24 protein-coding genes are annotated in these 26,014 nt (G+C 58.3%); 8 read left to right on the top strand and 16 right to left on the bottom strand.

Annotation, left to right across the window (positions count from 1 at the left end):
• Positions 1–137: 137 nt before the first annotated feature.
• On the bottom strand, positions 138–1,166 hold the full coding sequence (locus tag ADG881_RS17035; protein ID WP_007150814.1) for an MBL fold metallo-hydrolase: 1,029 nt from the start codon (positions 1,164–1,166) through the stop codon (positions 138–140).
• A 45-nt stretch (positions 1,167–1,211) separates the two neighbouring features.
• On the opposite strand from ADG881_RS17035, the gene ADG881_RS17030 reads away from it, so the two are divergent.
• Positions 1,212–2,177 (top strand): NAD(P)H-quinone oxidoreductase, encoded by a 966-nt coding sequence (locus ADG881_RS17030; RefSeq protein ID WP_007151433.1) that lies wholly within the window; start codon positions 1,212–1,214, stop codon positions 2,175–2,177.
• 571 nt (positions 2,178–2,748) lie between these two features.
• On the opposite strand, the gene ADG881_RS17025 is transcribed toward ADG881_RS17030, so the two are convergent.
• The 3 genes from ADG881_RS17025 to ADG881_RS17015 form a co-directional block, all read right to left on the bottom strand.
• Complete coding sequence (locus tag ADG881_RS17025; protein WP_007151123.1) at positions 2,749–3,195, bottom strand: phasin family protein; 447 nt, start codon at positions 3,193–3,195, stop codon at positions 2,749–2,751.
• Positions 3,196–3,397: 202 nt separating this feature from the next.
• A complete protein-coding gene (locus ADG881_RS17020; protein WP_039927036.1) occupies positions 3,398–3,718 on the bottom strand; it encodes a hypothetical protein in 321 nt (106 codons plus the stop codon).
• Positions 3,719–4,939: a DUF445 domain-containing protein gene (locus ADG881_RS17015; RefSeq protein WP_007151354.1), complete on the bottom strand. Its 1,221-nt coding sequence runs from the start codon at positions 4,937–4,939 to the stop codon at positions 3,719–3,721. It lies immediately after the preceding gene.
• A 232-nt stretch (positions 4,940–5,171) separates the two neighbouring features.
• Between ADG881_RS17015 and ADG881_RS17010 the strand changes: the two genes are divergently transcribed.
• A complete protein-coding gene (locus tag ADG881_RS17010; protein ID WP_007149772.1) occupies positions 5,172–5,924 on the top strand; it encodes a hypothetical protein in 753 nt (250 codons plus the stop codon).
• Between the two features lie 63 nt (positions 5,925–5,987).
• Here the strand turns inward: ADG881_RS17010 and ADG881_RS17005 are convergent, their stop codons facing one another.
• Positions 5,988–6,308, bottom strand: a complete 321-nt coding sequence (locus ADG881_RS17005; RefSeq protein ID WP_007150905.1) for a hypothetical protein — start codon at positions 6,306–6,308, stop codon at positions 5,988–5,990.
• A 196-nt stretch (positions 6,309–6,504) separates the two neighbouring features.
• Between ADG881_RS17005 and ADG881_RS17000 the strand changes: the two genes are divergently transcribed.
• Positions 6,505–7,263: a diguanylate cyclase domain-containing protein gene (locus ADG881_RS17000; RefSeq protein WP_007149442.1), complete on the top strand. Its 759-nt coding sequence runs from the start codon at positions 6,505–6,507 to the stop codon at positions 7,261–7,263.
• On the opposite strand, the gene cmoB is transcribed toward ADG881_RS17000, so the two are convergent.
• The 3 genes from cmoB to ADG881_RS16985 form a co-directional block, all read right to left on the bottom strand.
• Positions 7,218–8,186: a tRNA 5-methoxyuridine(34)/uridine 5-oxyacetic acid(34) synthase CmoB gene (gene cmoB, locus ADG881_RS16995; protein WP_007150741.1), complete on the bottom strand. Its 969-nt coding sequence runs from the start codon at positions 8,184–8,186 to the stop codon at positions 7,218–7,220. The two genes, ADG881_RS17000 and cmoB, sit on opposite strands and share 46 nt — an antisense overlap.
• The gene (cmoA, locus tag ADG881_RS16990) at positions 8,186–8,917 is read right to left on the bottom strand and encodes a carboxy-S-adenosyl-L-methionine synthase CmoA (protein WP_007149206.1); all 732 of its coding nucleotides are present in this window, start codon (positions 8,915–8,917) and stop codon (positions 8,186–8,188) included. The genes cmoB and cmoA overlap by 1 nt, the downstream gene beginning before the upstream one ends.
• Positions 8,918–9,032: 115 nt before the next feature.
• Complete coding sequence (locus tag ADG881_RS16985) at positions 9,033–9,479, bottom strand: hypothetical protein (protein ID WP_007151612.1); 447 nt, start codon at positions 9,477–9,479, stop codon at positions 9,033–9,035.
• A gap of 292 nt (positions 9,480–9,771) precedes the next feature.
• Between ADG881_RS16985 and ADG881_RS16980 the strand changes: the two genes are divergently transcribed.
• Entirely contained in the window at positions 9,772–10,065 is a 294-nt protein-coding gene (locus ADG881_RS16980; RefSeq protein ID WP_156790445.1) for a hypothetical protein, read from the top strand.
• Here the strand turns inward: ADG881_RS16980 and ADG881_RS16975 are convergent.
• Positions 10,055–12,595, bottom strand: coding sequence for an ATP-binding protein (locus ADG881_RS16975; RefSeq protein ID WP_007151472.1), 2,541 nt, complete (start codon positions 12,593–12,595; stop codon positions 10,055–10,057). The genes ADG881_RS16980 and ADG881_RS16975 overlap by 11 nt on opposite strands.
• A gap of 181 nt (positions 12,596–12,776) precedes the next feature.
• Between ADG881_RS16975 and ADG881_RS16970 the strand changes: the two genes are divergently transcribed.
• The 4 genes from ADG881_RS16970 to ADG881_RS16955 all read left to right on the top strand — a co-directional run bounded on the left by ADG881_RS16970 (position 12,777) and on the right by ADG881_RS16955 (position 15,457).
• Entirely contained in the window at positions 12,777–13,442 is a 666-nt protein-coding gene (locus ADG881_RS16970; RefSeq protein ID WP_156790444.1) for a hypothetical protein, read from the top strand.
• Between the two features lie 111 nt (positions 13,443–13,553).
• Complete coding sequence (gene mnmC / locus ADG881_RS16965) at positions 13,554–14,708, top strand: FAD-dependent 5-carboxymethylaminomethyl-2-thiouridine(34) oxidoreductase MnmC (RefSeq protein ID WP_007149842.1); 1,155 nt, start codon at positions 13,554–13,556, stop codon at positions 14,706–14,708.
• Entirely contained in the window at positions 14,699–15,091 is a 393-nt protein-coding gene (locus ADG881_RS16960) for an MAPEG family protein (RefSeq protein ID WP_007148439.1), read from the top strand. The genes mnmC and ADG881_RS16960 overlap by 10 nt, the downstream gene beginning before the upstream one ends.
• Before the next feature lie 126 nt (positions 15,092–15,217).
• A complete protein-coding gene (locus ADG881_RS16955; protein ID WP_007148993.1) occupies positions 15,218–15,457 on the top strand; it encodes a YheU family protein in 240 nt (79 codons plus the stop codon).
• Between the two features lie 71 nt (positions 15,458–15,528).
• Here the strand turns inward: ADG881_RS16955 and ADG881_RS16950 are convergent, their stop codons facing one another.
• From ADG881_RS16950 to ADG881_RS16920, 7 genes are all read right to left on the bottom strand, one after another.
• Positions 15,529–16,392: an OmpW family protein gene (locus ADG881_RS16950; protein WP_232211746.1), complete on the bottom strand. Its 864-nt coding sequence runs from the start codon at positions 16,390–16,392 to the stop codon at positions 15,529–15,531.
• A gap of 14 nt (positions 16,393–16,406) precedes the next feature.
• Positions 16,407–19,757 (bottom strand): Ig-like domain-containing protein, encoded by a 3,351-nt coding sequence (locus ADG881_RS16945; RefSeq protein ID WP_007149112.1) that lies wholly within the window; start codon positions 19,755–19,757, stop codon positions 16,407–16,409.
• A 321-nt stretch (positions 19,758–20,078) separates the two neighbouring features.
• Positions 20,079–21,011, bottom strand: a complete 933-nt coding sequence (locus tag ADG881_RS16940) for a ketopantoate reductase family protein (RefSeq protein WP_007148365.1) — start codon at positions 21,009–21,011, stop codon at positions 20,079–20,081.
• Complete coding sequence (locus tag ADG881_RS16935; protein WP_007149966.1) at positions 21,008–22,462, bottom strand: DHA2 family efflux MFS transporter permease subunit; 1,455 nt, start codon at positions 22,460–22,462, stop codon at positions 21,008–21,010. Before ADG881_RS16935 ends, ADG881_RS16940 begins: the two co-directional genes overlap by 4 nt.
• Positions 22,462–23,490, bottom strand: a complete 1,029-nt coding sequence (locus ADG881_RS16930; protein WP_007151132.1) for an NADP-dependent oxidoreductase — start codon at positions 23,488–23,490, stop codon at positions 22,462–22,464. The genes ADG881_RS16935 and ADG881_RS16930 overlap by 1 nt, the downstream gene beginning before the upstream one ends.
• Positions 23,491–23,661: 171 nt before the next feature.
• Positions 23,662–24,804: an acyl-CoA dehydrogenase family protein gene (locus ADG881_RS16925; RefSeq protein ID WP_007150818.1), complete on the bottom strand. Its 1,143-nt coding sequence runs from the start codon at positions 24,802–24,804 to the stop codon at positions 23,662–23,664.
• Positions 24,805–24,816: 12 nt separating this feature from the next.
• A complete protein-coding gene (locus ADG881_RS16920; protein WP_007149200.1) occupies positions 24,817–26,013 on the bottom strand; it encodes an acyl-CoA dehydrogenase family protein in 1,197 nt (398 codons plus the stop codon).
• Position 26,014 lies beyond the last annotated feature (1 nt).

Raw genomic sequence — 26,014 nt, 5'->3', positions numbered from 1 at the left:
GCGAGCCTGTCGTGAACAGTTAAGCCGTGCCCTCGTTGCCCACTTTGTGGAAACGCGAGGGAAAGCACTTATCGGATGGCTTTGCCAGTTTTCGCGCTTTTTAACTTTACACTTTGAACTTTCAACTCACCCTCAGATCAAGCCGCGAAGAGCCAGATCCCATCGCGGTCTTCGCGCTGCACCCTGCCCTGCTCCAGCAGGCAATTAAGGTGCGCAATGCTCTCGCCCATGGCAAACATCATTTGCTGCACATCCAGGGTCCGCTTGAACATCACCGGCAACACATCATGGGCATTATGAGGCTGCTCACGGCAGGCAGCATGCACCTGATCCAGCTGCTCGGCATGGTGATCCGCCAACGCATTAATCCGCGTATGCAGCCCCCGGAAAGGCAAACCGTGGGCGGGCAACACCAGCGTGTCTTCCGGCAATGCATCGCGGATTACTGTCAGGCTATCCACAAAAGCGGTTACCGGATTGGCGTCCGGCTCCGTGGGGCGCACCATCAAATTACTGGAAATGGTCGGCAGCACCTGATCCCCGCTGAGCAATACCCGGTCACTGCTGCGATACAGACACAGATGCTCCGGTGCATGGCCGCGGCCGATATACACCTGCCAACGCTCCCCATTGATGGTCAGCGTGTCACCCTCGGCCACCAACTCGGGGCTCTCAGGCAAGGGCATCACCACCCGGCGAAAACCGTTCCCCTTGCCCGCCACCTTGGCCAGGTCTTCACCTTGCAACCCATGGCTACCCAGAAAGCCCTTGAAACGCTCAATGGTCTGGGCATCGGTGGCATCACAAATACTGGTGGCCAGCTGCCACTCGCCGCGGCTCATGATCACCGGCGCCTCGCACTGCTGCTGCAGCCAGCCCGCCATACCCAGATGATCCGGGTGATAGTGGGTAACGATCACCCGGGTGACCGGTTTTCCGTCGAGCTGCTCTGTCAGCAGCTGCTGCCAGATTTCCCGGCTGCGCCGAACACCAAGGCCGGTATCCACAATCACCCAACCCTGGTTATCTTCCAGCAACCAGAGGTTGATATGGTCGAGCGCAAACGGCAGCGGGAAACGCAGCCAGAAAACGCCTTCGGCCACCTTGAAACGCTGACCTGCCGGCGGCAGATCAGTAAACGGGTAGATTAATGGGGACGTCGTCATAACGTTTTCCTTCTACTGCTAAATACGGCGAATAGGAGCACAACCATGCGCGCCTGGTGTATTGAAGATCAGCAACTGCAACTGGACACCCTGCCCGACCCGCAACCCGGGCCGGAAGAAATCCGCGTTGAAGTCAAAGCCATTGGGGTTAACCGGGCAGACCTGCTGCAGGTGCTGGGCCGCTACCCGGCGCCACCGGGCACCAGCAGCCGCATCCCCGGGCTCGAATATGCCGGTGTTGTCAGTGCCGTGGGCGAGCGAGTGCAGCAACGGAAAGTGGGCGATGCGGTGATGGGGCTGGTGCCCGGCTGCGCCTATGCCGAACAGGTGATCACCCATGAACGCGAAGCCCTGACCATGCCGGAAGGCATGGACTTTGCCCGCGCCGCCACGCTGCCGGAAGCGTTTCTGACCGCCTACCGGGCATTGTTTCTGGAAGGCGGCCTGCAACCGGGACAGTGGTGTCTGGTTCGCCCGGCCACCGCCGGAGTAGGCCTTGCCGCTACCCAGCTGGCCAACACCCTTGGCGCCCGGCCCATCGGCAGCAGCCGGGACTTGAGCAAGCTCGACACCGCCAACGACATGGGCCTCGCCGCCCAGGTGAGTGACGACGGTACCCTCGCCACCCAACTCAACGCCATTACCCACGGCGACGGGGTAGCGGTGATTCTGGATATGGTCGGCCCGGACTGGAATGACCTGCTCGGCGGCCTCCGTGCAGAAGGCAGCCTGGTGAATATCGGCGTTCTTGGCGGCTTGAGCACCGAGCTGAATCTTGGTGCTCTGCTGATGAAACGCCAGACCCTGAAAAGCATGACCATGCGCAGCCAGCCGCTGGAAAACCGCATTCGCCTGGCGCAGATTTTCAATGACCGGCTGGCGCCACTGTTTGCCAGCGGCGCACTGCTGCCCCTGCCACTGGAAACCTTTCCCTTTGAAGACGCAAACGCTGCCCACCAACACATGGCCAGCAACGACTTCAGTGGCAAGCGCGTGATCGTGGTCGAATAACGGAAGCGTTGGACGGTGCATGGTGGTCCACAGGGAAACAGTATTCGGAATACTATTTCACATTACCTTCCGGCGCCTCAATGACCAAAACGATCAGCCCGACTGAATCCGGCAAGCGCCCGCCCTCGCCCTGAGACCAAAAAAAGGTTCTTCACGGATTAGGGTGAATAACTCGCTTTTCGCCGTCTGATGGGTTTATCGCGAATACCCGGCACTTTGCCAAACGCTCGAGGCCGAATGCCTGACGTAAAACCCCATAGCCTGAGAGGTTGTCGTTCTTGTGGCATCTCCTTTAAGAGGTATTCAGGGGCATCATTCAGGCAATAATCGGGTAATGCATTCTGGGCAGAAAGCATGGCGGCCAAGGTTTTCAGGTTTTGAATTCAAGCGTCCGTCGTCGGGCATCCGGCGTCCAGCGGTTGCCAGGGCGGGATAATGAGACAAGCTTTGAAGTCGGCTGATCACTCAATGCCGCGATGAACCAAAAAAAAGCGGGTACCCAAGGAGGGTACCCGCTGAAAGACACCACTAAGGGGTTAGCGGTGTGCGCTACAACACGGTTTGAATGCCGTTAACTCTTTTTACGAGTCTGGCGTTTCGGGGCAGGTTTTTCCTCGGCGTGATCCAGCGCCTGAGTCAATTCCTGCACCCGTTTTTCAAGCTGTTCGACCTCCCGCTTGTTGGGCAGGCCTAAACGGGATAAAGCCTTGTTAAAGCGGTCATCAAAGGCTTTTTCCATTTTATCCATGGTCTCGCCGGTATGGTGGCGAACCCGTTCTTTAATCTCTTCCACCCGGGACTCGGTTTTGTCCTTGGTGTGCCGCTCCACTTCGCGACCCGCTTCCACCAGAGCATCAAAAAAGCCGCTGCCCTCTTCTTCGGCGCGAGCAAAGGCGCCCAGACCGGCAAGCCAGATCTGATGGGTGTACTTGCGAATATCTCGTGAAGCCCCACTCAGGGCTTTCAGCGGGTTTTGACGCCCGTCTTTTTCGTTCTGGTTCTGTTCTTGGTCGGACATGGTCCAAACTCCCGAAGGCAATTCCACGAGCGAATGCAGCGGGAAAACAACACACAAGCATTATCAGCGCGCGGAGTGAATTATAGGGGGGTAGTGACGCCGGGTAGCGGCGCATTGTCGAACAATGAAACAGTGTTGGTCAGGAGATCCCTTCCTGTTATGCCAAGTGCTCAAAATCCAGACAGCCTGCACTATTCAGGCTTTATTCGCCGGTATCATCCTTGTCGCTGGCGCCTTGCCGACGGCCACTGATCAAACCGACACCACGGGCCAGATCCCGGGCCCTGTCACGGATAACGTCCCGCGAGCGGCCGGTCAGCAGATCCAGAAAACGCTGCCGCAACCGTTCTTCAAGTTGTGCTGCACCCTCTTCAAGGCGCCGGTCTATCTTGCGCTCAACCCGGGGAGCCAACCAGAAATGCCCGATAATACCCAGCAAAATCAGGGTGAGCAGCGAGGAGCCCGCCGCCGCTGCAAACAACAACCACCCAAGGGTGGCCATGTCTATCTGCAGCACCTGCATTCAACTGACTCCAAACATAAACACTAGCTGGAAAACACCGGCCATGGCCCCCAGGAAACCACCCACCACAATCAGGATCCATTCGTCTTCCTGAAAGGCCGGGCGCAACAAATCCTGAAATTCATCGGAGCTCAGTGCCTGCATGCGCTCGGACATGAGCCGTTCCACAATTTGTCCGCGCTCCTTGTTGAAGCCCTGGTCCTCAAAAGGCTCCACCGCCAGATCCACCGCCTTTTCTTCCACCGCCTTTTTCAGGTCAGCGTAGCCTTCCGGCCCTACAGTAAGCTGGGCTGCCGTACGCACCACGCCACCGTTCAACAGCGGTTTCAAATGGCGTTTGATCAGCGCTTTGGTACGGTCACCTCGCGGCCCATTCACCACCTGATACATAATATTGCGCAGGGTAATAACCTGATCCGTGGACAGGCGGGCAAAGGATTCCGCCACATCCTTCTGACGTTTCAGGAATAGCCCCTGAATCCGGAATGGCCCAACCTTGATGGGATTGAGTGGACGGAAAATCAGGTTCAGTGCCAGCCAGTTGGTAGCAATCCCGACAATAAAACCGAACAGCGGCAACACCCAGTTTTCCGGCATAAAGATAAAGACAGGAACCTGGATCAAGCCGAACAGGAAACCAAAATACAAACCGGAGTTGGTCACAAAGCGGAATTCGGGGTCGCCCACTTCACGAAACATCTGGACCATGAGCTGCTTGTCTTCGCTCATCTGGGTGACAACCATGTGCTTCATGTCCACCAGGCTGTCCAGATTACGGCTGATATCGTCAACCACGTTGTCCATGACGGCCGGAATGGCCCGGCGGGCACGGCTATAGACCCGCTTGCGCACCAACAGCGGCAGGTTTTCCCACAGCACCGCATTGCGCTCGGTCATGACTTCGTCGGTGTATTCTTCGATACGAACCTGAATGGTGCGGGTGAGGTGGGCAGAGATTTTTTCCGGTTCCATTTCGCGGAAGAACTCGTCCAGGCTGCCCAGCTTCGAGAGCGCCTTGTCTACCACGATACCCGCCATCTTTTCGACCTTGGAGGGGATGATGCCCTGCCAGCCGAAAAAAGGGCGGATGCCCAGAAATTCCAGGGGATAGAATGTCATCTGCACGGCCATCCAGTTGGTTGTCCAACCGACGGCACCAGCGATGAACGGAATACTGACGTACTTCCAGAAATCCGGGTACGCAAGCAAAGATTCCAGCATTTAAAAACAACTCCCCTCCAAGGGCTGGTGCACTGTAACGTGACAGTGCCAAGGCGAACAGGTCCCGTGTACACCTATCCAAGTCAAAAAAGCCAATGTTGTTTAATTATGAAAATGCATAGTATAGGGAGCCGTCATGCCAAATATAAGCGACATCGCGTAATTTTTGGCAACAAAACGGGACCGAAAACATCACTTCGGCCCAACATAAAGACAGGACCGCGCTGCCACCATGCCTGAAACCGGTAGTTTCCCCCAGCTTATCGTGCTCGGGGGCCTGGAAAGTGCCCTTAACCAGGCCCTGACAGGGACACAACAAGGACGAGAACGCCTCGCCGCCCTCCATGGAACCGTGGTGCGCATCCGTGCCGAACGCCCGCGTTCGGTCCTGTACGTGCTGATTTATGAAGACGGCGTCGAGCTGCTGACCGACTACGAAGGCAATGTGGACATCCGGGTTCGCGGCCCTCTGGGCGGCATGGTCCACTGGTTGTTTGCCAGCGAACCACTGGAAGACCACGAATCATTACGCATCACCGGTAGCGACGCTCATGTGGCCCAACTGGCCGAGCTGATCAACCAGTTCAGCCTCTGGCCATTGATCCGTAACTGGCTGGACGACCACGTACGGCTCAAGGAGCTGCTGGCACTGCTGCGCCGGGAAGATCCGGTCTGGCTGGAACAGCTGGCCACCCTGCCCCGGCAAGTGGGCCAGCTGGCTGAGCAGATGGCGCAACAACAATTGTTGCAGGAAGACATCCTTGATGAGCTGCGGCAACTGCGCGGCGAATTTCAGCGCGCGCGTAAACTGGACCAGTTCTTTACCCTCACAGGCATGCTGCTGATTCTGCTATCACTGATGAAGGCATCCGATCTCTGGGAAACCACCTGGCATGCGCTACAACAGGACTTCCTGTCCCTGGCCATGCTCAGCCTGGGCATCGCCTGCCTGGTGATTCGTTTATTGCCAAAACGGCTTCAATAAAAGCCCGATGCTGGAGGCACCACGCCTGACGCTATAACCCGGAACCGGCAAACCGGGCCAAAGTCAGGGCTTGTCTTTGCGCCCGAAGATTTGTCCAAGACGCTCACCTACCATCTCGGCACTGGTGCGCGCCAGGTTGCGGCTCGCGCCTTCCAGTAATTCCTTGGAGGGCAAATTACGCACCCCTTCCACCAGGCCCCGGCGAACCCCTTCTTCTACCCGGTCCGAAAGCACTTGTGCGGCCTTCTCCACCTGCTCATCCAGTTCCCGTTGCAGGCTGTCACGCAAACGGGGCTGAAAATAGAAATGTGCCCACACCCCGACAGCCAGCAGGGTGAACAGGGAGCTGAGCAACGCCGACGCGACAATCCAGGTAACCGACATGATTGATCCCTCTGAGTGAAACCCGTTCCGGGCCACGCTTGCTGGCAACTGTTTGCGTAACAGTGACCGACATTGTTGTTAAATAGAGTATGCACCCGATGCCGGACAGCCGTGAACCCGCTAAAGTTATGTCAGCGGGAATGGAAGCCTAGAACATGAGCAGGATGCCATCATAATCTCTGGTCCCGAGGTGCCAATGACTGCCGTGACAAGCCCGCAACGTGCAGAAAGCCATAGCCAACATGTTTTGCAACAGGCGTTATCGTTTTGCCGGCGACACAAACAACCCTTCGCACTCCTTGCCATCGACCTGCAGGAACTGAAAACCCTGCAGGCTGAAATTGGTGAGCATTACATTGCCCCACTGTTCGCACAATTCTGCCAACAGCTGAATAACCGCAAACGCTGTGAAGATATCCTGGTTACCACGCGCAGCAATCAGGTGGTGTTTCTGGCCCTGCCCGGCACCCATGCAGACGGCGCGGACATCGCCGCCGGGCGACTACTGGACTGGCTAAACCAGCACGAATTCAGGATTGATGAATTTCGCGTCACGCTGAACGTGCGTATTGCCGTTCATGTGCACAGCGGCGCTGACGATGAAGGCACCGGGCGACTGGTCAACGATACCCTGAAGCTGTTGCGCCAACCCGCGGAGCGCGGCCAGCGCATCCTCTCCCCCCAGGCGCAGAGGCAACAAAGCCAGCAGGCCCAGGCTCAGGAAGACACACAACAAAATGAAGCAAACCAGCCCCAGGCGCTTAGCGATGCGTTACTGGCGCAGGCCCGCAAAGATGGCTTGCTCGACACCCTGACCCCCTTCATCAATGCACTGGATGAAAGCGCGCGCCTGGAGTTGGTGGATCACCTGCTCGACGCCTCCACGCGCACGACATCGACGGCCAAACCTTACGGCTTTCGGGCAACCAACACCGCACGGCGAGGGGCCGGATAACCTTCACGGGTAAGGCGGTGGTCGTCCGGATCCAGAAAATCCGGGAGCGACTGGAAACGCATCCAGTCCGTGGATCGCTGCTCTTGCACCGTGGTGTTGCTTTCATCCACACATCGCACATCCACAAAACCACACCGTTCCAGCCAGCGGGTGAGCATGGCCACCGAAGGCAGGAAAAAGACATTGCGCATGACCGCGTAGCGATCTTCCGGCATCAACACGGTGCGCTCGTCACCCTCCACCACCAGGGTTTCCAGCACCAGCTCGCCGCCGGCGCATAACGCGCCTTTTAATTCCAGCAAGTGATCCAGCGGTGAACGCCGGTGGTACAACACGCCCATGGAAAACACCGTATCAAACTGCCCCCCTTCTGCCGGCAGCTCTTCCATGCGCAGGGGCAGGAACCACACGGGCAACTCAGGGGCAAAGCGGCGCACTGCCAGGTACTGCACCAGGAACAGAATGGTCGGATCAATCCCCACGACCGCACTGGCGCCGGCGGCCGCCATGCGCCAGCAGTGGTAACCGCTACCACAGCCAACATCGAGAATCCGCCGCCCCGCCAACGGTGACAAATGCGGCGCCACCCGTTGCCACTTCCAGTCCGAGCGCCATTCCGTCTCCACCGGCACGCCGAAGAACGCAAACGGGCCCTTGCGCCAGGGAATCAACCCCTGCAACGCCTGTTTCACCGTCTCCTGGTCTTGCTCACCGGCCCCACCAATGGTCAGCGTGTCCTGGTCCAGGGCGCACTCGGCAGGCCCCGCCGGCAACGCCTCCAGTGCCGCCAGCCAACGGGGCAAATCCCCGTGGGGACGGTCGACCAGACGCTCCCGGGACAGCGTCATCACGGCGGACAAGGGTTGCGGAGCAAACAGGGGCGCAAGCCCGCGTTCACAGGCCTGAAGGTAATCGGTAAGCATCAGCGTACGGCCAGTAGAGAGATGAAATTAAAACAACGGAACCAGACATGAATATGCCGGTAGCCCGCCTTTTTCAGGCGCGCCTCATGATCGGCCAGGGTCTCCGGGATCAACACATTTTCCAGCGCGGTACGCTTCTGGCTGATTTCCAGATCGGAATAACCGTTATTGCGTTTGAAGGCATGGTGCAGTTCGGTCTGCAAGGCATTTTCGGCCTCATTGGCAAAGCGGATTTTTTCCGACAACACCAGAATGCCGCCGGGCACCGTGGCCTCCGCCAGTCGCTGAATCAGGGCGTCACGTTTTTGCGGGGCAATGAACTGCAACGTGAAATTAAGCACCGCCATGGAACAAGGCGCGAATGCCATCTCGGCCACATCGCCCTCTTCCAGTGTCACCCGGTGGGCCTGCCCGGCGTCTGCCAGCAAAGTGGCAGCCTGCTCAATCATGGCGCGGGAATTATCCACCGCCACAATCGGGTTACCGCTTTCTTCCGTCAGCGACGCCATGGCCGTGGCCGCCGCCCCCAGGGAACAGCCCAGGTCGTACAGGCAGGTATCGGGCTGGGCATAACGGGCCGCCAGCACCCCGATCATATCGATAATGGTGGGGTAACCGGGCACCGAACGACGAATCATGTCGGGGAAAACCCGCACTACCGTATCGTCGAAGGAAAAACGCGCCACCTGCTGGTGGGACGTGGCGTAAATGCGATCATGCTGGTCTGACATAGAGGCCCCGGTATTCGTCTGCGGGCCGATTATAGCGGTGTGTGGAGCCGGGGAGAAACGGCTGCGAATGCAGCCGTCTGAAAAAACAGGAAACGCGGGGCGACAGGAACGATGATTACTTCAGGCTGACCCGCAAGTTGGGATTGAAGTCTTCGTCGGCCAGATCATCCAGGTAGCTATCTACAAAGTCCCGGGTGGCGGCATCGCTGTCAGCACCAAGACGCGCCAGGGCATCCCCCAGACTCACCGTCTGGCCGTCCAGACTCACCTGGGACGCTGACAGGCTCAGACCCATATCAATCACCGCATATTCCAGATTTTCCGCGTGACGACCTTTGACCATATGGGTAAGTACGGTCTGCCCATCCTGACAATCGATGGAAAGCAGGGACTCACCGGCCGTCATTTGCACTTCTCCGGTTTCAATCAACTGATCCACCAGCGCGCCAAAAGCACTGTCCTGGGACGCCGCCTGGCACAGCCGGCCCTCCATCCCCGGATTCAACTGGGCCTGGGCGGGCAGCACAGCGGAAAGAGTCAGAATAATTGCAAAAATACGCATATTTCCCCCATTTCTCTCTGTTGCCAGCCCCCATTGGCTTGCACAGCAAGAAATCAATAAATCACGATTGCCGGTATTGCGGCGGGCATTATACGAACTAATGCGTACATATGTTAACCATTTTTAATCATTAATGGGGTAGAAAAAAGACAAACATTAACCTGATGCGCTGAGGACATTCACACAGGTTTCATAAATAATGCTTAGCCTTCAGATGAACAAAGGACAGGTTTCGGCACGGTGCTTGCTTGCACCATCCGTTACCACGGGGATTACCTTTCGGATGTTGAACATGCCAGCCACTCACCATCACTCGTCATTTTCATCCCTCACCGTTTGCGCTGCAGCACTCACCGCCTGCGGCATCGGCCTGACATTCAATGATGTTCAATGGCAGCTGGTCAGCATGGCCAGTTTTTTCAGTGGCCTTGGGTTGGCAGTCGTCGCCTGCCTGTTTCACGCCATACGCCGTCACCGGGCCTGGCGTATTGAGGGCGCGATTCTGGCAAGCCTGATGGCGCTGGTGTGGTCTGCGCCGCTGCTACCGCCGGCCATGCAGGACACCTTGGTCTACCTTATGCCGTAACGCCCAGATACTGGGAAAGCGCCTGCTTCATGGCCGCCAGAGACAGGGGCTTGATCAACTGCCCGTTCATCCCCGCCCTGGAAACCCGGCCTCCCTGCTCGCTAATGGCATGGGCACTGAGCGCCAATACCTGACAGGGTGCCCAGCCATGCTGCGCCTCCAATTCGCGGATATGATGGGCACTGGTAAACCCGTCCATCACCGGCATGTCCAGATCCATCAACACCAGGTCCAGCTCCCCATCCTCAGCGTCAAAACAGTCGACCCCCTGCTGGCCATCTTCCGCGACGATGATGTGCGCAATGCCCAGCCGCTCCAGATAGCCTTTGGTGACCATCTGATTGACCGGGTTATCTTCCACAATCAAAACACGCAGGCTGGAAATGGATTCCACTGCCACCGGCTCGGTGACAATCGGGATTGCCCCCGGCACATAGCTTCCCAGTAACTGCTGAAGATCATTGACCGTGACCACCGAGCGGCGCAGCACACGCACCTCCCTGGGTAACCAGTCCGGCGTGTCACAACGCATGCCAATCAACACCAAGACCTGGATACGGGCCGGGTTCAGACGCACCATCTGCAACGCTTCATCGAGCAGCGCCTGTTCCGGCAGGCCATTGATCAGCAAAACGCCACTGCGGATTTCCCCGTTCGCTTCCGCCAGTTGCCCGGTGTTTTCCACCACTTTCACGGTTTCAAAACGTGGGTCATCGACCAGCCAATCCTCCAGGCTTCCCTGCACATCCCAAAGCCAACTGGCTGGCGGCAGCTCGGCCATCATCGGAATTTCATCCTGCTCGCTGGCCATCTGGATACTGAAACTGAACCGGGAACCCAGCCCCGGGGCACTGTGCACATGAATCTCACCGCCCATCAGCCCCACCAGTTCCCGGCTGATGGACAGCCCCAGCCCGGTACCACCATAACGGCGGGCGGTATTGGCAGATGCCTGGGTAAAACGCTGGAAAAGTTGCGTTTGCTCGTCCTGGGTCAAGCCAATGCCGGTATCGGTCACCGCAAAGGTGAACAGCGGCACTTCACCGCCGTGACGACGGCACACCAGCGACAGTACAACCCGCCCATTGCGGGTGAATTTCACTGCATTGCCAATCAGGTTGATGAGGATCTGGCGCAGCCGGATCGCATCCCCCACCACATCCGACGGGGTGTGCGGATCCACATCCAGAATCACCAGGGTACCGTTATCACTGGCCGGCAAATTGAACATCTGCACACATTCCGCCAGCAGCGTCGGCAGATCAAAGCGCTCTTCGACCAACTCCAGTTTGCCGGCTTCAATTTTGGCAAAATCCAGCACGTCGTTGATCAGCGCCGTCAGGGTTCGGCCAGCGCTATCAATCAGGCTGATATATTCCTGCTGCCGTGGCGACGGGTCGGTCTCGCGCAACAATTCCGCCAGGCCGATCACACCGTTCAGTGGCGTCCGGATTTCGTGACTCATGCGGGCCAGGAACAGGCCCTTCGCCTGGCTCTCGGCACGGGCATTGATCGCCCGGGAATTGGCCCGGTACACCCACAACGCCAGCCCCAGCACCAGCACATACAACAACACAATCCCCAGCATCATCCAGACCGTGGCCCGGGCCTTCTCCTGGCGAGCATTGCTGAGCAACTGGTCCGCCAGTGAAATCAACGTGGCAGACAGCCCGTCCAGTGATTTCATGGCATTGCGGCTGCGGTCGTAGGCACCTTCCCAGGACACCTGAATCCGCGGTGCCAGAATCAACTCACGTTCGGACCACTCCAGAAACGACAGCAAGCCGCCCTGCACCAACCGCCACTGCTGCTGCAACTCAATGGCACCGGTACGGGCTACCAGCGCCTTGATTTCGCTGTCGATGATGCTCATCTGATGCTGCAATCGCTGCCAGGCATTCTCCAGGCGCCGGGCATCATTGTCCCCCAGATAACCACCACGCAGGCTCACATACAGGGCCAGCGCCCGAATCAGGCCAATGTCTTCCTGGGCCTGACGAAATGAGCCCAGCGGCAGGGACAGCACCTCATTGGGTTCCAGCCCCTCACCAATCGACAGATCCGAGACAAACAGCACCGTGGACAAGGCATTGCTCAACCGCTGGGTAATCTGGTTGACGTTATCGAAGGGGCCGACCACATCCTCCAGGGGAATACCGGTTTTCACCGTCAGGTCGCGCCAGGCTTCGTTCAGCAAGCCGCCCTGATCATTCAGCCCCGAAATATCGCGTTGCCGGACAAGCTGCAGGAAGGCCAGCAAACGGCTGCCGGCACGGGAGCGGCTGAGCTCAAAACGGGAGACAATTTCCGGCTCCTGGGTATGAATTGCCGCCGGGGCCAGATCGCGCATGTCATTTAGCGGCGGGAATGCGGCCAACCCCTCATCGAACAGGCGCACGTCTTCACGCATGGTATCGTAGGTATCGAGCATACCCAGGCGGTGTTGAATCAGAAGCACCGATGCGATGGCGAACGGCACGGTGATTAGCGCAAACAGCAACAGCATGGCCGCACTGGTTCGCAGGCCCACAACCGGCAAACCCGGCGCTGACCGCGATCTGCCTGGCGACACATTATGTGATGGCTTTTCCATCCGCCTGCCCTGAAAACGGTTATGCTCGTAGTTTGCCATTACTTAGGCTTTGCCACATCTCTGAACACAACGGCATATCCTTACAACAAGATGTTTACCTTGCCCTATGCTGCGACCCATGAATGTAAAAGCTTGCTATCTCTTGCCTGCCTTCACACTGGTGCTTCTACTGGCGGGCTGTGCCGGCAAGCCCGTGGAAGACACCCCGGATACACCGCTAAACGTGCAAAAGCTGGACAAGGCCAGCCTGAAAGCCACGGGTTCGGAAAATCAGGCCCGCGCACTGCCCGATCGCCAGGCGCAGCTTGGGCTCTATCAGGCGCCCAAGACCCTGGCCGGCCTGCAATTCGATGGAGAGATCAGCTCCGAACACGCGCGCACCCTGCGTTACCGGGATCCGGATGGCAAGGAGCAGCTTTCGCTCACCCTGTCCGGCTTGCCCACGGGCTGGGATACCATGAAACCCGAGCGCGCCGTGGCCGGTTACTACAGCGAGCTGCGCCAGCGCCGGGTCGACAAGGCGCTCAGTGACAGCGCCAACGCGCTCAGCATCATCAGCGAGCGACTGGTCGACCTGGAAGGCAACCCCAGCGCCCAGTCACAAATGCGCTGGATAGAACCCAACCGCCCGATTCAGAACCAGGCATTACTGGTCACCCTGATCAACGACGACTTCATTCGCATCAGCAACGCCAGTTATCGGCAGAAAACCGTCTGGCTGCTACAACAGGCAAAGCGTGTACTGGCAGAATTCAAGGCGGCCCAGAGCGTGCCGGCCCCGTAATCGCAACGTGTTACCCTAGGCGCTCTGCGAAGCCGCCAACCACACAGGTTCCATGATCACTGCCCTGTCTACTGCCCCGATCTCCACCCGATTAAAGGGGCCGTCTTTGCCATGACCGAAACCGCAGCCCCTGTCTGCCCGCATGCCATCGTCATCGGCGCCGGGCTGGCCGGATCCACCACGGCCCGCGCCCTGGCCGAACGGAACTGGCGAGTGACCGTTGTGGACCCCCGGGGCATTGCCACCGGCGCGTCCGGCAATCTGGCCGGGGTGGTATATAGCACCGCCAGCCCGCACCTGACACCACAGAACCGTTTCTACCAAGTGAGCTACCGTCATGCGTTACGCTGGCTGCACCATTACGGCTTTCCCGCCAGCGATCAGGACGGCCAGCTCAACGGGGTCATCCAGCACTTTGTAAACGACAAACAACGGGACAAATTCACCGCGGCCATGGACAGCGGCGCCTGGCCTGCCGACCTGCTGCGCCCGGCGCCGGCCGGCAATGGCGTGGAAATGGTGGGCGGCGGCTACCTGCGCCCGGATCGCTGGTGCCAGCACCTGCTTGATCACCCGGGCATCACCCTACTTCGTGAAACCGTGACCTCACTACACGAAGGCACGCCCGCCAGCGTCATGCTGGACAATGGCAGCCAACTGTACGCCAACGCCGTGGTGGTCTGCGCCGCCGGTGCCAGCCAGCAGCTACCGGGCCTGGCCTGGCTACCGCTTAAACACATTCGCGGCCAGGTCAGTTATTGCCAGGCCACCGAGGCCTCCCGGCAATGGCAGCAGGCCCAATGCCATGGCGGCTACCTGACGCCGGCACTGGATGATCTGCATTGCGTAGGCGCCACCTTCAATCTTCACGACAGCCAACCCGGCCCCACCGATGCAGACGACGCTGACAACCTGGCACAACTGAAACACTACCTGCCCGAACACTGGCAGGCGCTAGGCGGGGAAGCCATTGTCATCCAGGACCGGCGCGTGGCCTTTCGTTGCCAGAGCCTCGACTTTGTTCCTCTGTGCGGCCCGTTGCCCGTGGCCACCGACAACCCGCATCGCGCGGCCACCGGCCTGTACCTGAACCTGGCCCACGGCAGCCGGGGCATTACTGGCACACCGCTATGTGCCGACCTGCTGGCCGATTTGATAACCGGGCAAGCACTGCCCGTAGACTCACAATTGGTTGACGCCCTGGACCCATCCCGGTTTATTGTTCGCAAACGCAAAAAACAACCTGAGTGGAAACCATGCAATTAATCAGCTTGCCCATTACCGCCCTGTACGCCGCCCTGTGCGGTTTTCTTGTCGTCGCCCTGGCGGCTAACGTGGTTCGCTACCGCCTGGGAAAAAAAGTGTCCCTGGGTGACGGTGGCCACAAAGACGTAAACCGCGCGATCCGTGCCCACGGCAACACGGTGGAATACATTCCGCTGGCGCTGATCCTGATGGCATTGCTGGAAATCAATGGCGGCGGCAATAGCGCCCTGCACGTTTACGGCATCCTGCTGCTGGCCGGGCGCGTGTCCTACGCCTATGGCATGCTGGTGCCCCGCAGCAGCGCCAACCTGCCCCGCCAGCTGGGCATCCTCACATCCTGGATTGTCATTGTCGGCACCGGCATCCAGTTGCTGTTGGTATAGGCTGGAAGCGTGACGCTCCACGCCGGATGCCTGACGCTAAAGACGAAAGAGAAAACTGAAATTCAGGGTTTTGCACGTCATCGAATGCTTCCCTGACAATATTCACTTTTTTATAGAACTGGATATATGCCCATCATCGTTCCCTGGAAAGACCTGCCACCGGATACCCTTCACAACCTGATTGAAGAATTCGTGACGCGAGACGGCACCGACTACGGCGACACGGAAATTCCCACCGCCACCAAGGTGAAGCAGGTACGCGAACAGTTGAAAAAGGAACAGGTCTTTGTGGTCTTCGATGAGACCACCGAGAGTGTTTCCGTGCTGAGCAAGGAGCAACTCGCGGAAATAGAAAACGGCCAGTGACACCGGCCTCGTTTCCTTGACGAATGGCTGGGTTACGCCGCAACGCGGCGTAACCCAACTGGCAACGCGCTTCAGAAGGTGAAACCCACCCCCAGACTGAACGCATAGACATTCATGTCAGCGTTGAACTCCGCATCCCCCACTTCAGCATACTGGTACTGCGGCAAACCCGGCGCCCGGATGAAAGTTCTTTCCACCGTGGCCGAAACATCTTTCACGCTGATGTATTTAAAATCCGCCGCCAACCACCAGTAGTCCGTCATCCGCCAATCCACCCCCACCTGGCCAACCCAGCCAAACTTGTTCTCGATCTCCAATTCCGGCTCGCCCACTTCAGTAAGAATGGGGTTAGTCACGTGGCTGTCGTAGGTGAATAAATACACCACTCCCAACCCGGCATAAGGGCGGAAATTTCGCTCGTTACGAAAGCGTTTCACCAAAGTCACCATGGGCGGCGCCACCTTGGTTTCCGCCACTTTTTCCCCCAAGGCCGGAACACCGGTGGGAATCCCGTTGGCTTCGGTCACCAGAGGCACATCGGCAATACGCCCCTTGGCTTTTAGCTCAAGAGTCGGCGGCATGGCCGCCATCGTTTCTACTGACCAACCACCACCCCAGGCTCCCCATCGCAGTTTATAGCCAATCGTTGCCGCCGGAATCATCAGCGGGTCACTAAAGGCATCGCCTTCCTGTTCGCCTGATTCCACCGCCACTTCAGCAATTTCCGACAGGTTGCTCAAGGTGATCGAGTTGGTCTTCACATCCGGGCTCATATAGAGAGCCCCGAGACGAAAATAAAGCCGGTCCTCACCAAACAGTTTTTGCGTGAACTTCACCCCGGGATAGTCCGGTCCGTAAAGATCCTGAGCGGCAGTGGCGTTGCCTCCCAGCAGTGTTAATACGGCAGCAAGGTAAACCCGTTTTTTATTGGTCATTGTTATTTTCATGATTACCGATCTCCCGCGTTTTCCTGGCCAGCCGAGGTAAAGCGCGCGTGGGCCGGATTGTTGACCACCCGGATGCGGAAGTCGTCCTTGGCAATGCCCAGCTCCAGTGAGCCAACGCCCTCTTCCGGCAGCACCCCGCCAATAATCAGATCAAGCAGGTCACCCAATACCGGGATAAGGGCGCCCAGGTCGATACTCAGATTCAGAGAGGCAGCAATGGCAGACGCATTACTCGATTCCAGCGTAATCTGGCCATTGCGCAGGAATTTCACCGGCCCGTTCAGATAGGCAGACACCGGCAGGCTTCTCACGTTGGCGTCAGCCACATTCGGAATGGCTGCCCCGCCGGGGAGCAACGCCGAGAAAAGTCGCACATCCGGCGCATCCAGCCAGGCATCCAGACGGGTAATAAAAACCGGGTCGTCAATTTCCTCCCCGGTGTCCGGGTCGATAGCGTTGATGACAAAACCCCGCAACGGCTGCGGCGGCATGTCGTCATAGGGCCGGAAACGCAGCACCAGCGCTCCCGTTTCCAATGGCAGAGGTATCAAATCGCCCAACACGGGAATGGCCAGGTTTGCGTTGGCAACCAGCGACGTCCCCATGACATGCTGGGCATTAATTTCCACCGGAATAGCCGTGTCCCCCACCGTCTGGATGCAATAAATATCTCCATCGGCATCTTCCTCGGTGGCACACCAGCGACCATTCCCTTCATCCACCAGACCGATGTAACTCAGGTCCAGCGGCACCTTGGGCAGAAACGCCATGGGCAGCGCCGCATTGGTAAAGATCTGGTCGCCCTCATCGAGATTGGCGCCGCCGATCAAACCGCCGGTGCTTTTGATAAAGCCCCGGGCATGGTTTTTTTCTGCGCCCGGCTCGTCAACATCCTGAACACCGTTACCGTTTACGTCCGTGTATTTGCGAGTCAGCACCGTGGCATAGGCCGCCCCCACATCCGGCGTCGCGGTAAAATCAATCAGAATGGGTGGGCCACCTTCGCAGGGCATATTGGACAGAGGGCCACAGGTGCCCATGCCATTGAGCGGATCCGTATTGATACCCAGATTGTCGAATCGGTCATGGCTACGGAATACCTCCTCCCCATTGTCACCACCGTTGATCACCAGCCGGTATGCCCTGCCCGGCACCAGGGTGTTGGGCGGCGGTACCGCACGCAGACGCAGACTGTTACGGCGGGCTGACAGCGGAATAGATGCCCAACCGCTCTCCGTTGCTTCTGCCAGACACATGGCTCCGCCTTCACAGGACTCACCATCAGCCGCAATGGTGCCGAAGGTCATGGACGCCAGCTCCATGGGCATATTGAAGCTCACCTCAATGGGGCGGCTGACGTCATAAAAGAAGGGATAGTAAAGTGAGTCGTCGGCCAGACCGCCCACGCAGCGCCCCGCCATTTCCAGCGTATTACCCTGGGCATCCTGGCGCTCGACACCACGGTCTTCCAGGGCACAGCCGATACCCGGGTACAACCCCAGCACCACCGGCGGCAGCACCGGAGCATCGTTGTTGGCCGCGTAGCTGGCGGTATCAAAAACAATCTGCCCGCTGCCGTCGGTGGCGTCACCGGGCACAAACTCCAGGTAAGAAGGATCGAAGATATCCATGTCTTTCAGGTTATCGCCCAGATCCAGGTTATAGCGTTCACCCGCCGTCAATTCATCGAGCGGCGTGATCACCAGATTGGAGCCACTGCTGCGCACCTGAATCGGCACCGGCTCGCTGCTAGCCTGGCGGAACAGTTGAACCCCTTCCATTCCCTCGTCACTCACTGGCTCGTTGAATACCACGATGATATTGTTGCTCGGCTCTACCTGGGTTTGGTTATGTTCGGGAAAGGAGCCGGTAACCTGCAGCGGATCACGGTTGAGCTGTTCAAATTCGAATGCCGAATCCGCACGCACCCCCAACGCAAAGTCCGCACTCACTTTGGCTGCACCACTGAGGATATCCAGCTCCAGGGTACGGAAGACTTCGAAAGTCAGGGCCCCATCCTTTACGTCCACCACCCCGACTGCCTGCACATGCATCAGGTTCTGGTTAACCGACGCGTTGCCTCGTGGCTCCACCGCATGCATGGCGAGATCGAAATTCATGTGGACATACATCGGCGCAAAATCGTCATCGGGCTGAAAGCCCTCGGGCCGATAGGGATTGGTGGTCAGGTAACCGGTGACGTCAGTGACAAAGGTGCCGATCAGGTCACCGGTGAACATGGGCGTGCGCACTTCACCGCCCAGCAGGATTGGATCGATACCGGTAATACGCAGCTGCTGACCGGCGCGGGCCACCACCGGCACGGCTTGTACATGCTCATCCGGGCGCCCCATCCAGCCTTCCAGCACCAGCGGCTTGGCATCCACCTGGGTAAGGCCCAGGGCCTCGGTGACCAGGTTGAACTGGTTGAGCGGCAGCCCGTGCAGGCGTGACGTTTCCGGGTACCCCGGATCACCCAGCGCAGGCTGGGCTTTCATCAACTGCTTGATCGGCGGATTGAGATCGGCCACATCATCCTTGGATAACCGGGGCGTCAGTTCATAAACCACCGTCTCCAGCACGTCCTCATCAAAATCCTGCAGCCCCTCCAGCGTCAGCGTGTAGGTATCACCGCCGATCAGATCGGTTTTCGGGTCGAGAGTAATGTAATGACGCTCGCTCAGAATGTGCGCATCCACCAGCTCGCCGGATTCCTGATGCACCAGTTGCACCGTGTCACCATAGCGTACGGTGGTTTGCACCAGCGGCTCGGTAAAGGTGATGCGTACCGGCGAAAAATCCATGAACGGAAAACGTTCAGCCCCTTCAGGCTCAGGCAGATAGACCGCGGGGCTTTCCTGATTGATAACCAACACCTCAGGCACCTGATCAGGCACTGGGTGGTACTGGCGAGTGCGGAAGGTGATCAGCGGACCGTCCTGGCCCAGGTTTACCACTCCCGGGGCAATCTCGGGTGACACCCAAAGGCGGTATTGCTCACCGGCACGCAGGTTTTCCATGGAAAACGTCAAGGTCCGATTCCGGTTCGACACCTCGGCACTGGCCAGGTCAACAAGATTCCCTTTGCTGTCCGCCAGGCAAAGCGCGCCGACAAAGTTGTCACCGTCGGGCTGACAATCTTCCCTGGCCGCAGCCTCATCAATACCGTTGGAAAACGTCAGCAGCAGCTTGCTTCCCAAAGGCAAGTCCACCATGCCACTGGAGGGGTAAGCGTAAATGAGGGCATTGCCAGGGTCCGGCGGCACGAACACATCCGGTTCTTCTTCACAGGCTTGCAGCAATGGCAACAGCAGCAGGCAGGCGATGGCGGGGAGTTTTATTATACGCATCATGTCACCCTTTTCTTGTTTTCGGACTACATAGTCACGGATGCATGCGACAGCGCGCCAGTGCCTGCGCGTTAGCGTTTGTAATTTAAAAATCTACAAAAATCAGGCTTTTATCTACTTTTACGGTATACGGGGACATTTCCTGTGTATCCGTCTCAAGCGCTCACCCCTTCTTTTACAGGCTCGTCCTCCGGCCGATCTTCATTGAGCGCTTTTGCGCTGATCAATTTATTGCTTAACAAAAAGGTGACAAAAAAAACCGCAACATGACGATAAGTATCATGTTGCGGCCTGATTGACATGATTCGCTTCAGTGGCGAATCGTCATGCCTGCCGGATGCGCAGCGTTACCAGCACAGTGCGCAGATGGGGAACCGGCACATTCAGGCGGTCCGCTATGGCGACCACGTTGCCAAGAATCGCATCCAGCTCGATGGGCCTGTCGTTCAGATAATCCAGCGCCATGGAGTTTTTATACGCGCCCATGGCCCGGGTTCCTGACAGGTTCTTCTCGATAATGCCGTCCGGCATGGGGTAGCCATCGGCCTGGGCCACCGAGATCACCTCTTCCATCAAGGTGCGAATCAACGCTTCACCGCCTGGCGCATCGAGCATGGTCAAGGTATCGGCCCCGTTGGCCAGCACGCTCAACGGATTGAACGGGGTATTCCAGACGCACTTGCGCCAGCGTTCACCCACCACCGCATCCGTCTCGTTGATATCGATGCCCCCCTCGCGGAACAAGCCCGCCAACTGCGCGCAATGATGATCAAATCCCGTGGGAAAACTCCCCATGACCAGCTGCCCATAGGCCTGATGGTTAACAGTGCCCGGGCCAGTGCGACTCACCGCAATAAACGCCAGACAGCTCACCAGAGGATTGCGCGGGAAGGCATCCGCCAGCTCACGCTCGATATCCAGACCATTCTCAATCAACACCAGCCCGGTATGCTCGCCCAGCCAGGGGCGCACCAGTTCAGCCCGGTCCACACCGGGTAGCACCTTGACGCACAGCAACACATAATCCGGATGTCGTACCGGGGTATCGCCAGGTTGATAGACCTGATCCGGTGTCCACGACAGCTCTCCCAGAGGGCTGGTAAAGCGAAAGCCGTCGGCCTTTACTGCGTCATAATCCGACCGCAGCACCACGCTCACGGTACAACCCGCCCGCTTCAGAATCGCGCCATAGAAACTGCCGATAGCACCGGCACCAATTACCAGAATGTCCGGCTTGTCATTCCCGGTCTTGTTCATGTTCGTTGTTCTCCCAAATGTCGCATGCCCTGCTGCATGCTGCGCAGCGGCAACAGTGCCGCCACAAAGATGGCCAGCAACAGCAGAAATGCCATATCAAAACCCGCCTCGAACGATTGCGCCGCCGACGCATCCGGCCGAGTCTGGGCAAAGGATTCACTGAAAAACTGAATACACAGGGCGCACAGGTTCACACCCAGTGCGCCACCAATCTGGCGACCAAAATTAAAAATGCCCGAGCCCTGGGGGATCAGCGCCGGCGGCAACAGCCCCAGAGCCCCGGTGGACGATGGCGGCATCATCAGCCCCAATCCCACCCGGCCCAGCAAGGTCCACCACACCAGCCACACCGCTGACGTGCCCAGGTTAGCACCGGCCATCAGCACCATGTTGAAGATAAACAACACCAGCCCCGCTGCCATGATCCGCGTTTCCGGGAAACGATCGGTCAGGTGGCCCGCTACCGGAAAGGTAAAGGCCATGGCCAGGCCCGCCGGCATCAACATCAACCCCGCGCTGGCCGCGTTCTCGCCCAGCACTTGCTGAAAATACAATGGAGTGATGTAGGTGGAAGCGAACACCCCGGCACCAATCACCATGGACATGAGGAAACTGCCAGTGAAGCCCCGGTAGCGAAACACCCGCAGATCCATTAACGGATGCTGCAGACGGGTTTGCCAATAAACAAAAAACGCGGACAGCCCCAAGCCACCGAAAAACGCCAGCAACAGCAGTGGGTCGATCCAGTCGCGGCGATGCCCATTGGCCAGTGCCCACAGCAAGGCCGTGATACCCAGCGCCAGCGAGATCAGCCCCACCCTGTCGAGTGCAACCGGGTCCGCCTCGGCTTCACGCCGTGGCAGGTAGCGGGCTGCCATGACCATCCCCACGACACAGGCCGGCAGCACCACCAGAAACACCGCCCGCCAGGACAACGTATCCACCAGCACCCCGCCAATGGCCGGAGCAATGGCCGGGCCCAGGACAACACCCAGCCCATAGATACCCATGGCCTGACCGCGACGATTGAGAGGGAACACCTGGAAGATGGTAATCATGGCCAGCGGCTGGATCAGCCCGGCCAGCAGGCCCTGCCCTACCCGGGCAGCCACCAGCAAGGGGAAATGTTCACTGGCAGCGCCAATAATGGACACCACCACAAACAGGCCCATGGCCAACAAATAAGCACCACGGGCCCCAAATCGTTGGGTACACCAAGCATTGAGCAGCATGCCCACTGTCATTGCTGCCAGGAAACCGGTCGCCAGCCAGTGCACTTGATCCTGCGCCAGCTGGAACTCGATCATGATGGTGGGAATAGCCACATTGATAATGGTGGACGCCAGCACCACGGACATGGTGCCCAGCATCACCGTTATCGTTGCAAGCCAGCGGTAGCGCGGGCCATGCAGAGCAAAAAGCGCCTGGACCTGCGCCTCCACTGTTGCCATTACCGGGAGGTATCTTCGCTGACCCGTACCAGCAGCTTGCCCCGGTTACGCCCTTGCAGCAGCCCCTGGAAGGCATCCACGGTGTTTTCCAGCCCTTCAACCACATCTTCCTGATACTGGATTTTGCCGGCCTGCATCCAGGTGCTCATGTCGCGGACAAAATCTTTCATCAGGTGAGCATAATCGAACTGGATAAAGCCCTTGATCAATACCCGTTTCACCAGCAGCTTGGTCAGAAACGCGGGCAACTGATCCGGCCCCTGGGGCGCTTCGGTATCGTTGTAGTGAGCAATGCGACCACACAGGGGAATACGGGCGAAGTCGTTCACCAGCTTCATCACCGCATCGAACACCTTGCCACCCACGTTCTCGAAGTAAACATCAATGCCATTGGGGCAGGCGGCTTTCAGTTGAGCCTCGAAATCGTCGTCCTTGTAGTTCACACAGGCATCGAAGCCATAGGTGTCCACCACGTGCTGGCACTTGTCCGGTGCACCGGCAACACCGACCACGCGGCAGCCTTTGATCTTGGCGATCTGCCCAACAATCTGACCCACCGCGCCGCTGGCCGCAGACACCACCACGGTTTCGCCTTCTTTGGGCTGACCAATTTCCAGCAGACCTGCATAGGCGGTAAAGCCCGGCATACCCAGCACGCCCAGCGCCGTGCTGATCGGCACCTGCTTCGGGTCCAGCTTGCGCAGCATCTCCTTGCCCTGCACGGAGTATTCCTGCCAGCCACCGAAGCCCAGCACGTAGTCACCGGCTTCATAGCCTTCCAGGCGCGATTCCACAATCTGGCCGACGGTGCCGCCCTGCATCACATCACCCAGCTCCACGCTGGCCGCATAGGACTTGGCCGGGCTCATGCGCCCACGCATGTACGGGTCCAGGGACAGGTAGATGGTCTTGATCAGGACCTGGCCCTCTTTCGGCGAAGGCATCGCGCCTTCTTTCAAAGGCAGATGTTCAGGCTGGGGCATCCCCTTGGGGTACTCGGATAAAATAATCTGGCGATTCACACTCATGCTTTCTCTCCCGTAAAACGCAAAACAGTAAAAGTCAGTCCACACACTGGGGGAAGGCAGGCCCGCTTCAAATAGCGCATTGCGTGGATTGTCGTTTCAGGCCGCCCCTGTGTCGTTAGCGACCGCCACAGACAACGAAAAAGGGCGGCCGAAGCCGCCCTTTTCGTCTACTTATGCTGCATCGTCATCCACATCCAGCAAGCTTTCCAGCTGCTGCATGTGGTAACCCAGATCACCCAGCTGGTGATCAATGAGCACAATCCGCTTGGCGTAATGGGCCACTGCGGTTTCTTCCATCATGCCCATGCCGCCATGCAACTGGATAGCTTCTTCCGCCACCTTGCGACCGGACTTGCCGATAATCGCCTTGGCGGCGGCTACACGCTTGGCGCAAACCTGGGCCGGAGCGTCCAGAGAACAGGCCGCAAAGATGGTCATGGAACGCGCTTTTTCCAGCTCCATACGCATTTCCACCATGCGATGCTGCAGCGCCTGGAACTTGCCAATGGCCACACCAAACTGCTGGCGTTCCTTGATATAGGCCAACGTCTGATCACAGGCCACTTCCATGGCACCGGTGGCTTCTGCGCACAGGGCAACAATGCCCAGCGCCAGGGAAGCTTCCAGCGCATCAATGGCCTTGCCTTCTTCGCCCAGCAATTCCGCTGCCGCCTTGTTAAAGGTAATTTCCGCCGCACGCAGCCCGTCGATGGTTTCGTAACCGCGACGGCTGACACCGTCGGCGTTGGCATCCACGATAAACGCAGACAAACCATCACGGTCCGTGCCATTACCGCCGGTACGGGCAATCACCACCAGCTGGTCGGCGCTGTCACCGTGGAGCACCACGGCCTTGTTACCCGTCAGGCTGTAGCCATCGCCACTTTTCTCTGCGGTGGCTGCCACGTGGGTGTGGTCGTAACGGCCTTCCGGCTCGTAAGCAGCCAGTGCCAGACGCAACTCACCACCAACAATCGCACTGATCAGTTTTTCTTTCTGCGCATCGCTGCCCAGTGAATTGATCAGCGTGCCGCTCAGCACCACTGTTGCCAGGTAAGGTTCCAGTACCAGGCCGCGGCCAAAGCCTTCGGCCACGACCATCAGTTCCGGGCCGCCGCCGTTGAAGCCACCAAAGTCTTCGGAAAACGGCACGCCCAACAGGCCAAGCTCGGCAAACTGCTGCCACATTTCAGCGGAATACCCCAGCTCACTGGTACGGGCTTTTTCGCGTACGTCGAAGGGATAGCCATCGCGAACCAAGCGGCCCACGGTTTCTTCGAGCATGCGCTGTTCGTCGCTCAGTTTAAAATCCATGCTCAATACTCCTTACAGACCGAGAATCATCTTGGCGATGATGTTCTTCTGAATTTCATTGGAACCGCCGAAGATCGACAGCTTGCGCATATTGAAGTACTTGGTGGATACCGTGTTGGCGAATTCCGGGCCAACCGGTTCACCGTCATAATCCGCCTCGAAACTTTCCGGCAGGAACGGCTGGGCGTAAGGGCCAGCGGCTCGGCGGAACAGATCGGTAATTTCCTGACGCAGTTCGGTACCCATGATTTTCAGGAAAGAACTTTCTGCACCAGGAACACCACCGGCCTGGGCCGCAGCCACAGTACGCAGGTTGGTCATTTCCAGCGCCATCAGTTCCATTTCCACGTCCGCCAGACGGTTGCGGAACAGTGGATCGTCAATCAGCGGCTTACCGTTCTGCTGCACTTTGCGCGCCACCTCTTTAAGGTGTTTGAGGGCCGCCTTGGACTGGCCCACACCGGCGATACCGGTACGCTCGAAGGTCAGCAGGTACTTGGCGCAGGTCCAGCCCTTGTTCTCTTCACCCACCAGATTTTCTACCGGCACTTTCACTTCATCGAAGAACACTTCGTTGACTTCATGCTCGCCGTCCAGGGTGATCAGCGGACGCACCGTGATGCCCGGCGTTTTCATGTCGATCAGCAGGAAAGAAATGCCTTCCTGTTTTTTGGCGCTGGGGTCAGTGCGTACCAGACAGAAAATCCAGTCGGCATGCTGGCCCAGGGTGGTCCAGGTCTTCTGGCCGGTGACCACGTAATGATCGCCTTCGCGCACCGCCTTGGTTTTCAGGCCGGCCAGGTCAGAACCGGCACCCGGCTCGGAGTAACCCTGGCACCACCACACATCACTGTTGAGGATCGGCGGCAGGTACTTCTGCTTTTGCTCTTCGGTACCGAACTTGATGATCACCGGCGCCACCATGTTCACACCGAACGGCAACACACTCGGGGCACCGTACTCTGCGCATTCTTCTTCAAAAATGTGCTTCTGAATCGGCGACCAGCCCGTGCCGCCATGCTCTTTCGGCCAGTGCAGGGCCATCCAGCCCTGTTCATTGAGAATTTTCTGCCAGCGCACGGTGTCGTCTTTGCTCAGATGCTGGCCGTTCTTCACTTTGCTGGCGATTTCTTTCGGCAGCTTGGTATCCAGGAAGACGCGCACTTCATCACGAAACGCCAGTTCTTCCGGGGTAAAGTTAATATCCATG

Source organism: Alcanivorax sp. DG881 (genome assembly GCF_000155615.1).
Lineage (GTDB): Bacteria > Pseudomonadota > Gammaproteobacteria > Pseudomonadales > Alcanivoracaceae > Alcanivorax.
Note: the sequence above shows the minus strand (reverse complement) of the source record. Positions and strands in the feature narration are given on the sequence as shown.

Bases quoted from the DNA above. Each gene is read 5' to 3' on its own strand.
- ADG881_RS17035 (WP_007150814.1), bottom strand. From the start codon at position 1,166: ATGACGACGTCCCCATTAATCTACCCGTTTACTGATCTGCCGCCGGCA.
- ADG881_RS17030 (WP_007151433.1), top strand. From the start codon at position 1,212: ATGCGCGCCTGGTGTATTGAAGATCAGCAACTGCAACTGGACACCCTG.
- ADG881_RS17025 (WP_007151123.1), bottom strand. From the start codon at position 3,195: ATGTCCGACCAAGAACAGAACCAGAACGAAAAAGACGGGCGTCAAAAC.
- ADG881_RS17020 (WP_039927036.1), bottom strand. From the start codon at position 3,718: ATGCAGGTGCTGCAGATAGACATGGCCACCCTTGGGTGGTTGTTGTTT.
- ADG881_RS17015 (WP_007151354.1), bottom strand. From the start codon at position 4,939: ATGCTGGAATCTTTGCTTGCGTACCCGGATTTCTGGAAGTACGTCAGT.
- ADG881_RS17010 (WP_007149772.1), top strand. From the start codon at position 5,172: ATGCCTGAAACCGGTAGTTTCCCCCAGCTTATCGTGCTCGGGGGCCTG.
- ADG881_RS17005 (WP_007150905.1), bottom strand. From the start codon at position 6,308: ATGTCGGTTACCTGGATTGTCGCGTCGGCGTTGCTCAGCTCCCTGTTC.
- ADG881_RS17000 (WP_007149442.1), top strand. From the start codon at position 6,505: ATGACTGCCGTGACAAGCCCGCAACGTGCAGAAAGCCATAGCCAACAT.
- cmoB (WP_007150741.1), bottom strand. From the start codon at position 8,186: ATGCTTACCGATTACCTTCAGGCCTGTGAACGCGGGCTTGCGCCCCTG.
- cmoA (WP_007149206.1), bottom strand. From the start codon at position 8,917: ATGTCAGACCAGCATGATCGCATTTACGCCACGTCCCACCAGCAGGTG.
- ADG881_RS16985 (WP_007151612.1), bottom strand. From the start codon at position 9,479: ATGCGTATTTTTGCAATTATTCTGACTCTTTCCGCTGTGCTGCCCGCC.
- ADG881_RS16980 (WP_156790445.1), top strand. From the start codon at position 9,772: ATGCCAGCCACTCACCATCACTCGTCATTTTCATCCCTCACCGTTTGC.
- ADG881_RS16970 (WP_156790444.1), top strand. From the start codon at position 12,777: ATGAATGTAAAAGCTTGCTATCTCTTGCCTGCCTTCACACTGGTGCTT.
- mnmC (WP_007149842.1), top strand. From the start codon at position 13,554: ATGACCGAAACCGCAGCCCCTGTCTGCCCGCATGCCATCGTCATCGGC.
- ADG881_RS16960 (WP_007148439.1), top strand. From the start codon at position 14,699: ATGCAATTAATCAGCTTGCCCATTACCGCCCTGTACGCCGCCCTGTGC.
- ADG881_RS16955 (WP_007148993.1), top strand. From the start codon at position 15,218: ATGCCCATCATCGTTCCCTGGAAAGACCTGCCACCGGATACCCTTCAC.
- ADG881_RS16950 (WP_232211746.1), bottom strand. From the start codon at position 16,392: ATGACCAATAAAAAACGGGTTTACCTTGCTGCCGTATTAACACTGCTG.
- ADG881_RS16945 (WP_007149112.1), bottom strand. From the start codon at position 19,757: ATGATGCGTATAATAAAACTCCCCGCCATCGCCTGCCTGCTGCTGTTG.
- ADG881_RS16940 (WP_007148365.1), bottom strand. From the start codon at position 21,011: ATGAACAAGACCGGGAATGACAAGCCGGACATTCTGGTAATTGGTGCC.
- ADG881_RS16935 (WP_007149966.1), bottom strand. From the start codon at position 22,462: ATGGCAACAGTGGAGGCGCAGGTCCAGGCGCTTTTTGCTCTGCATGGC.
- ADG881_RS16930 (WP_007151132.1), bottom strand. From the start codon at position 23,490: ATGAGTGTGAATCGCCAGATTATTTTATCCGAGTACCCCAAGGGGATG.
- ADG881_RS16925 (WP_007150818.1), bottom strand. From the start codon at position 24,804: ATGGATTTTAAACTGAGCGACGAACAGCGCATGCTCGAAGAAACCGTG.
- ADG881_RS16920 (WP_007149200.1), bottom strand. From the start codon at position 26,013: ATGGATATTAACTTTACCCCGGAAGAACTGGCGTTTCGTGATGAAGTG.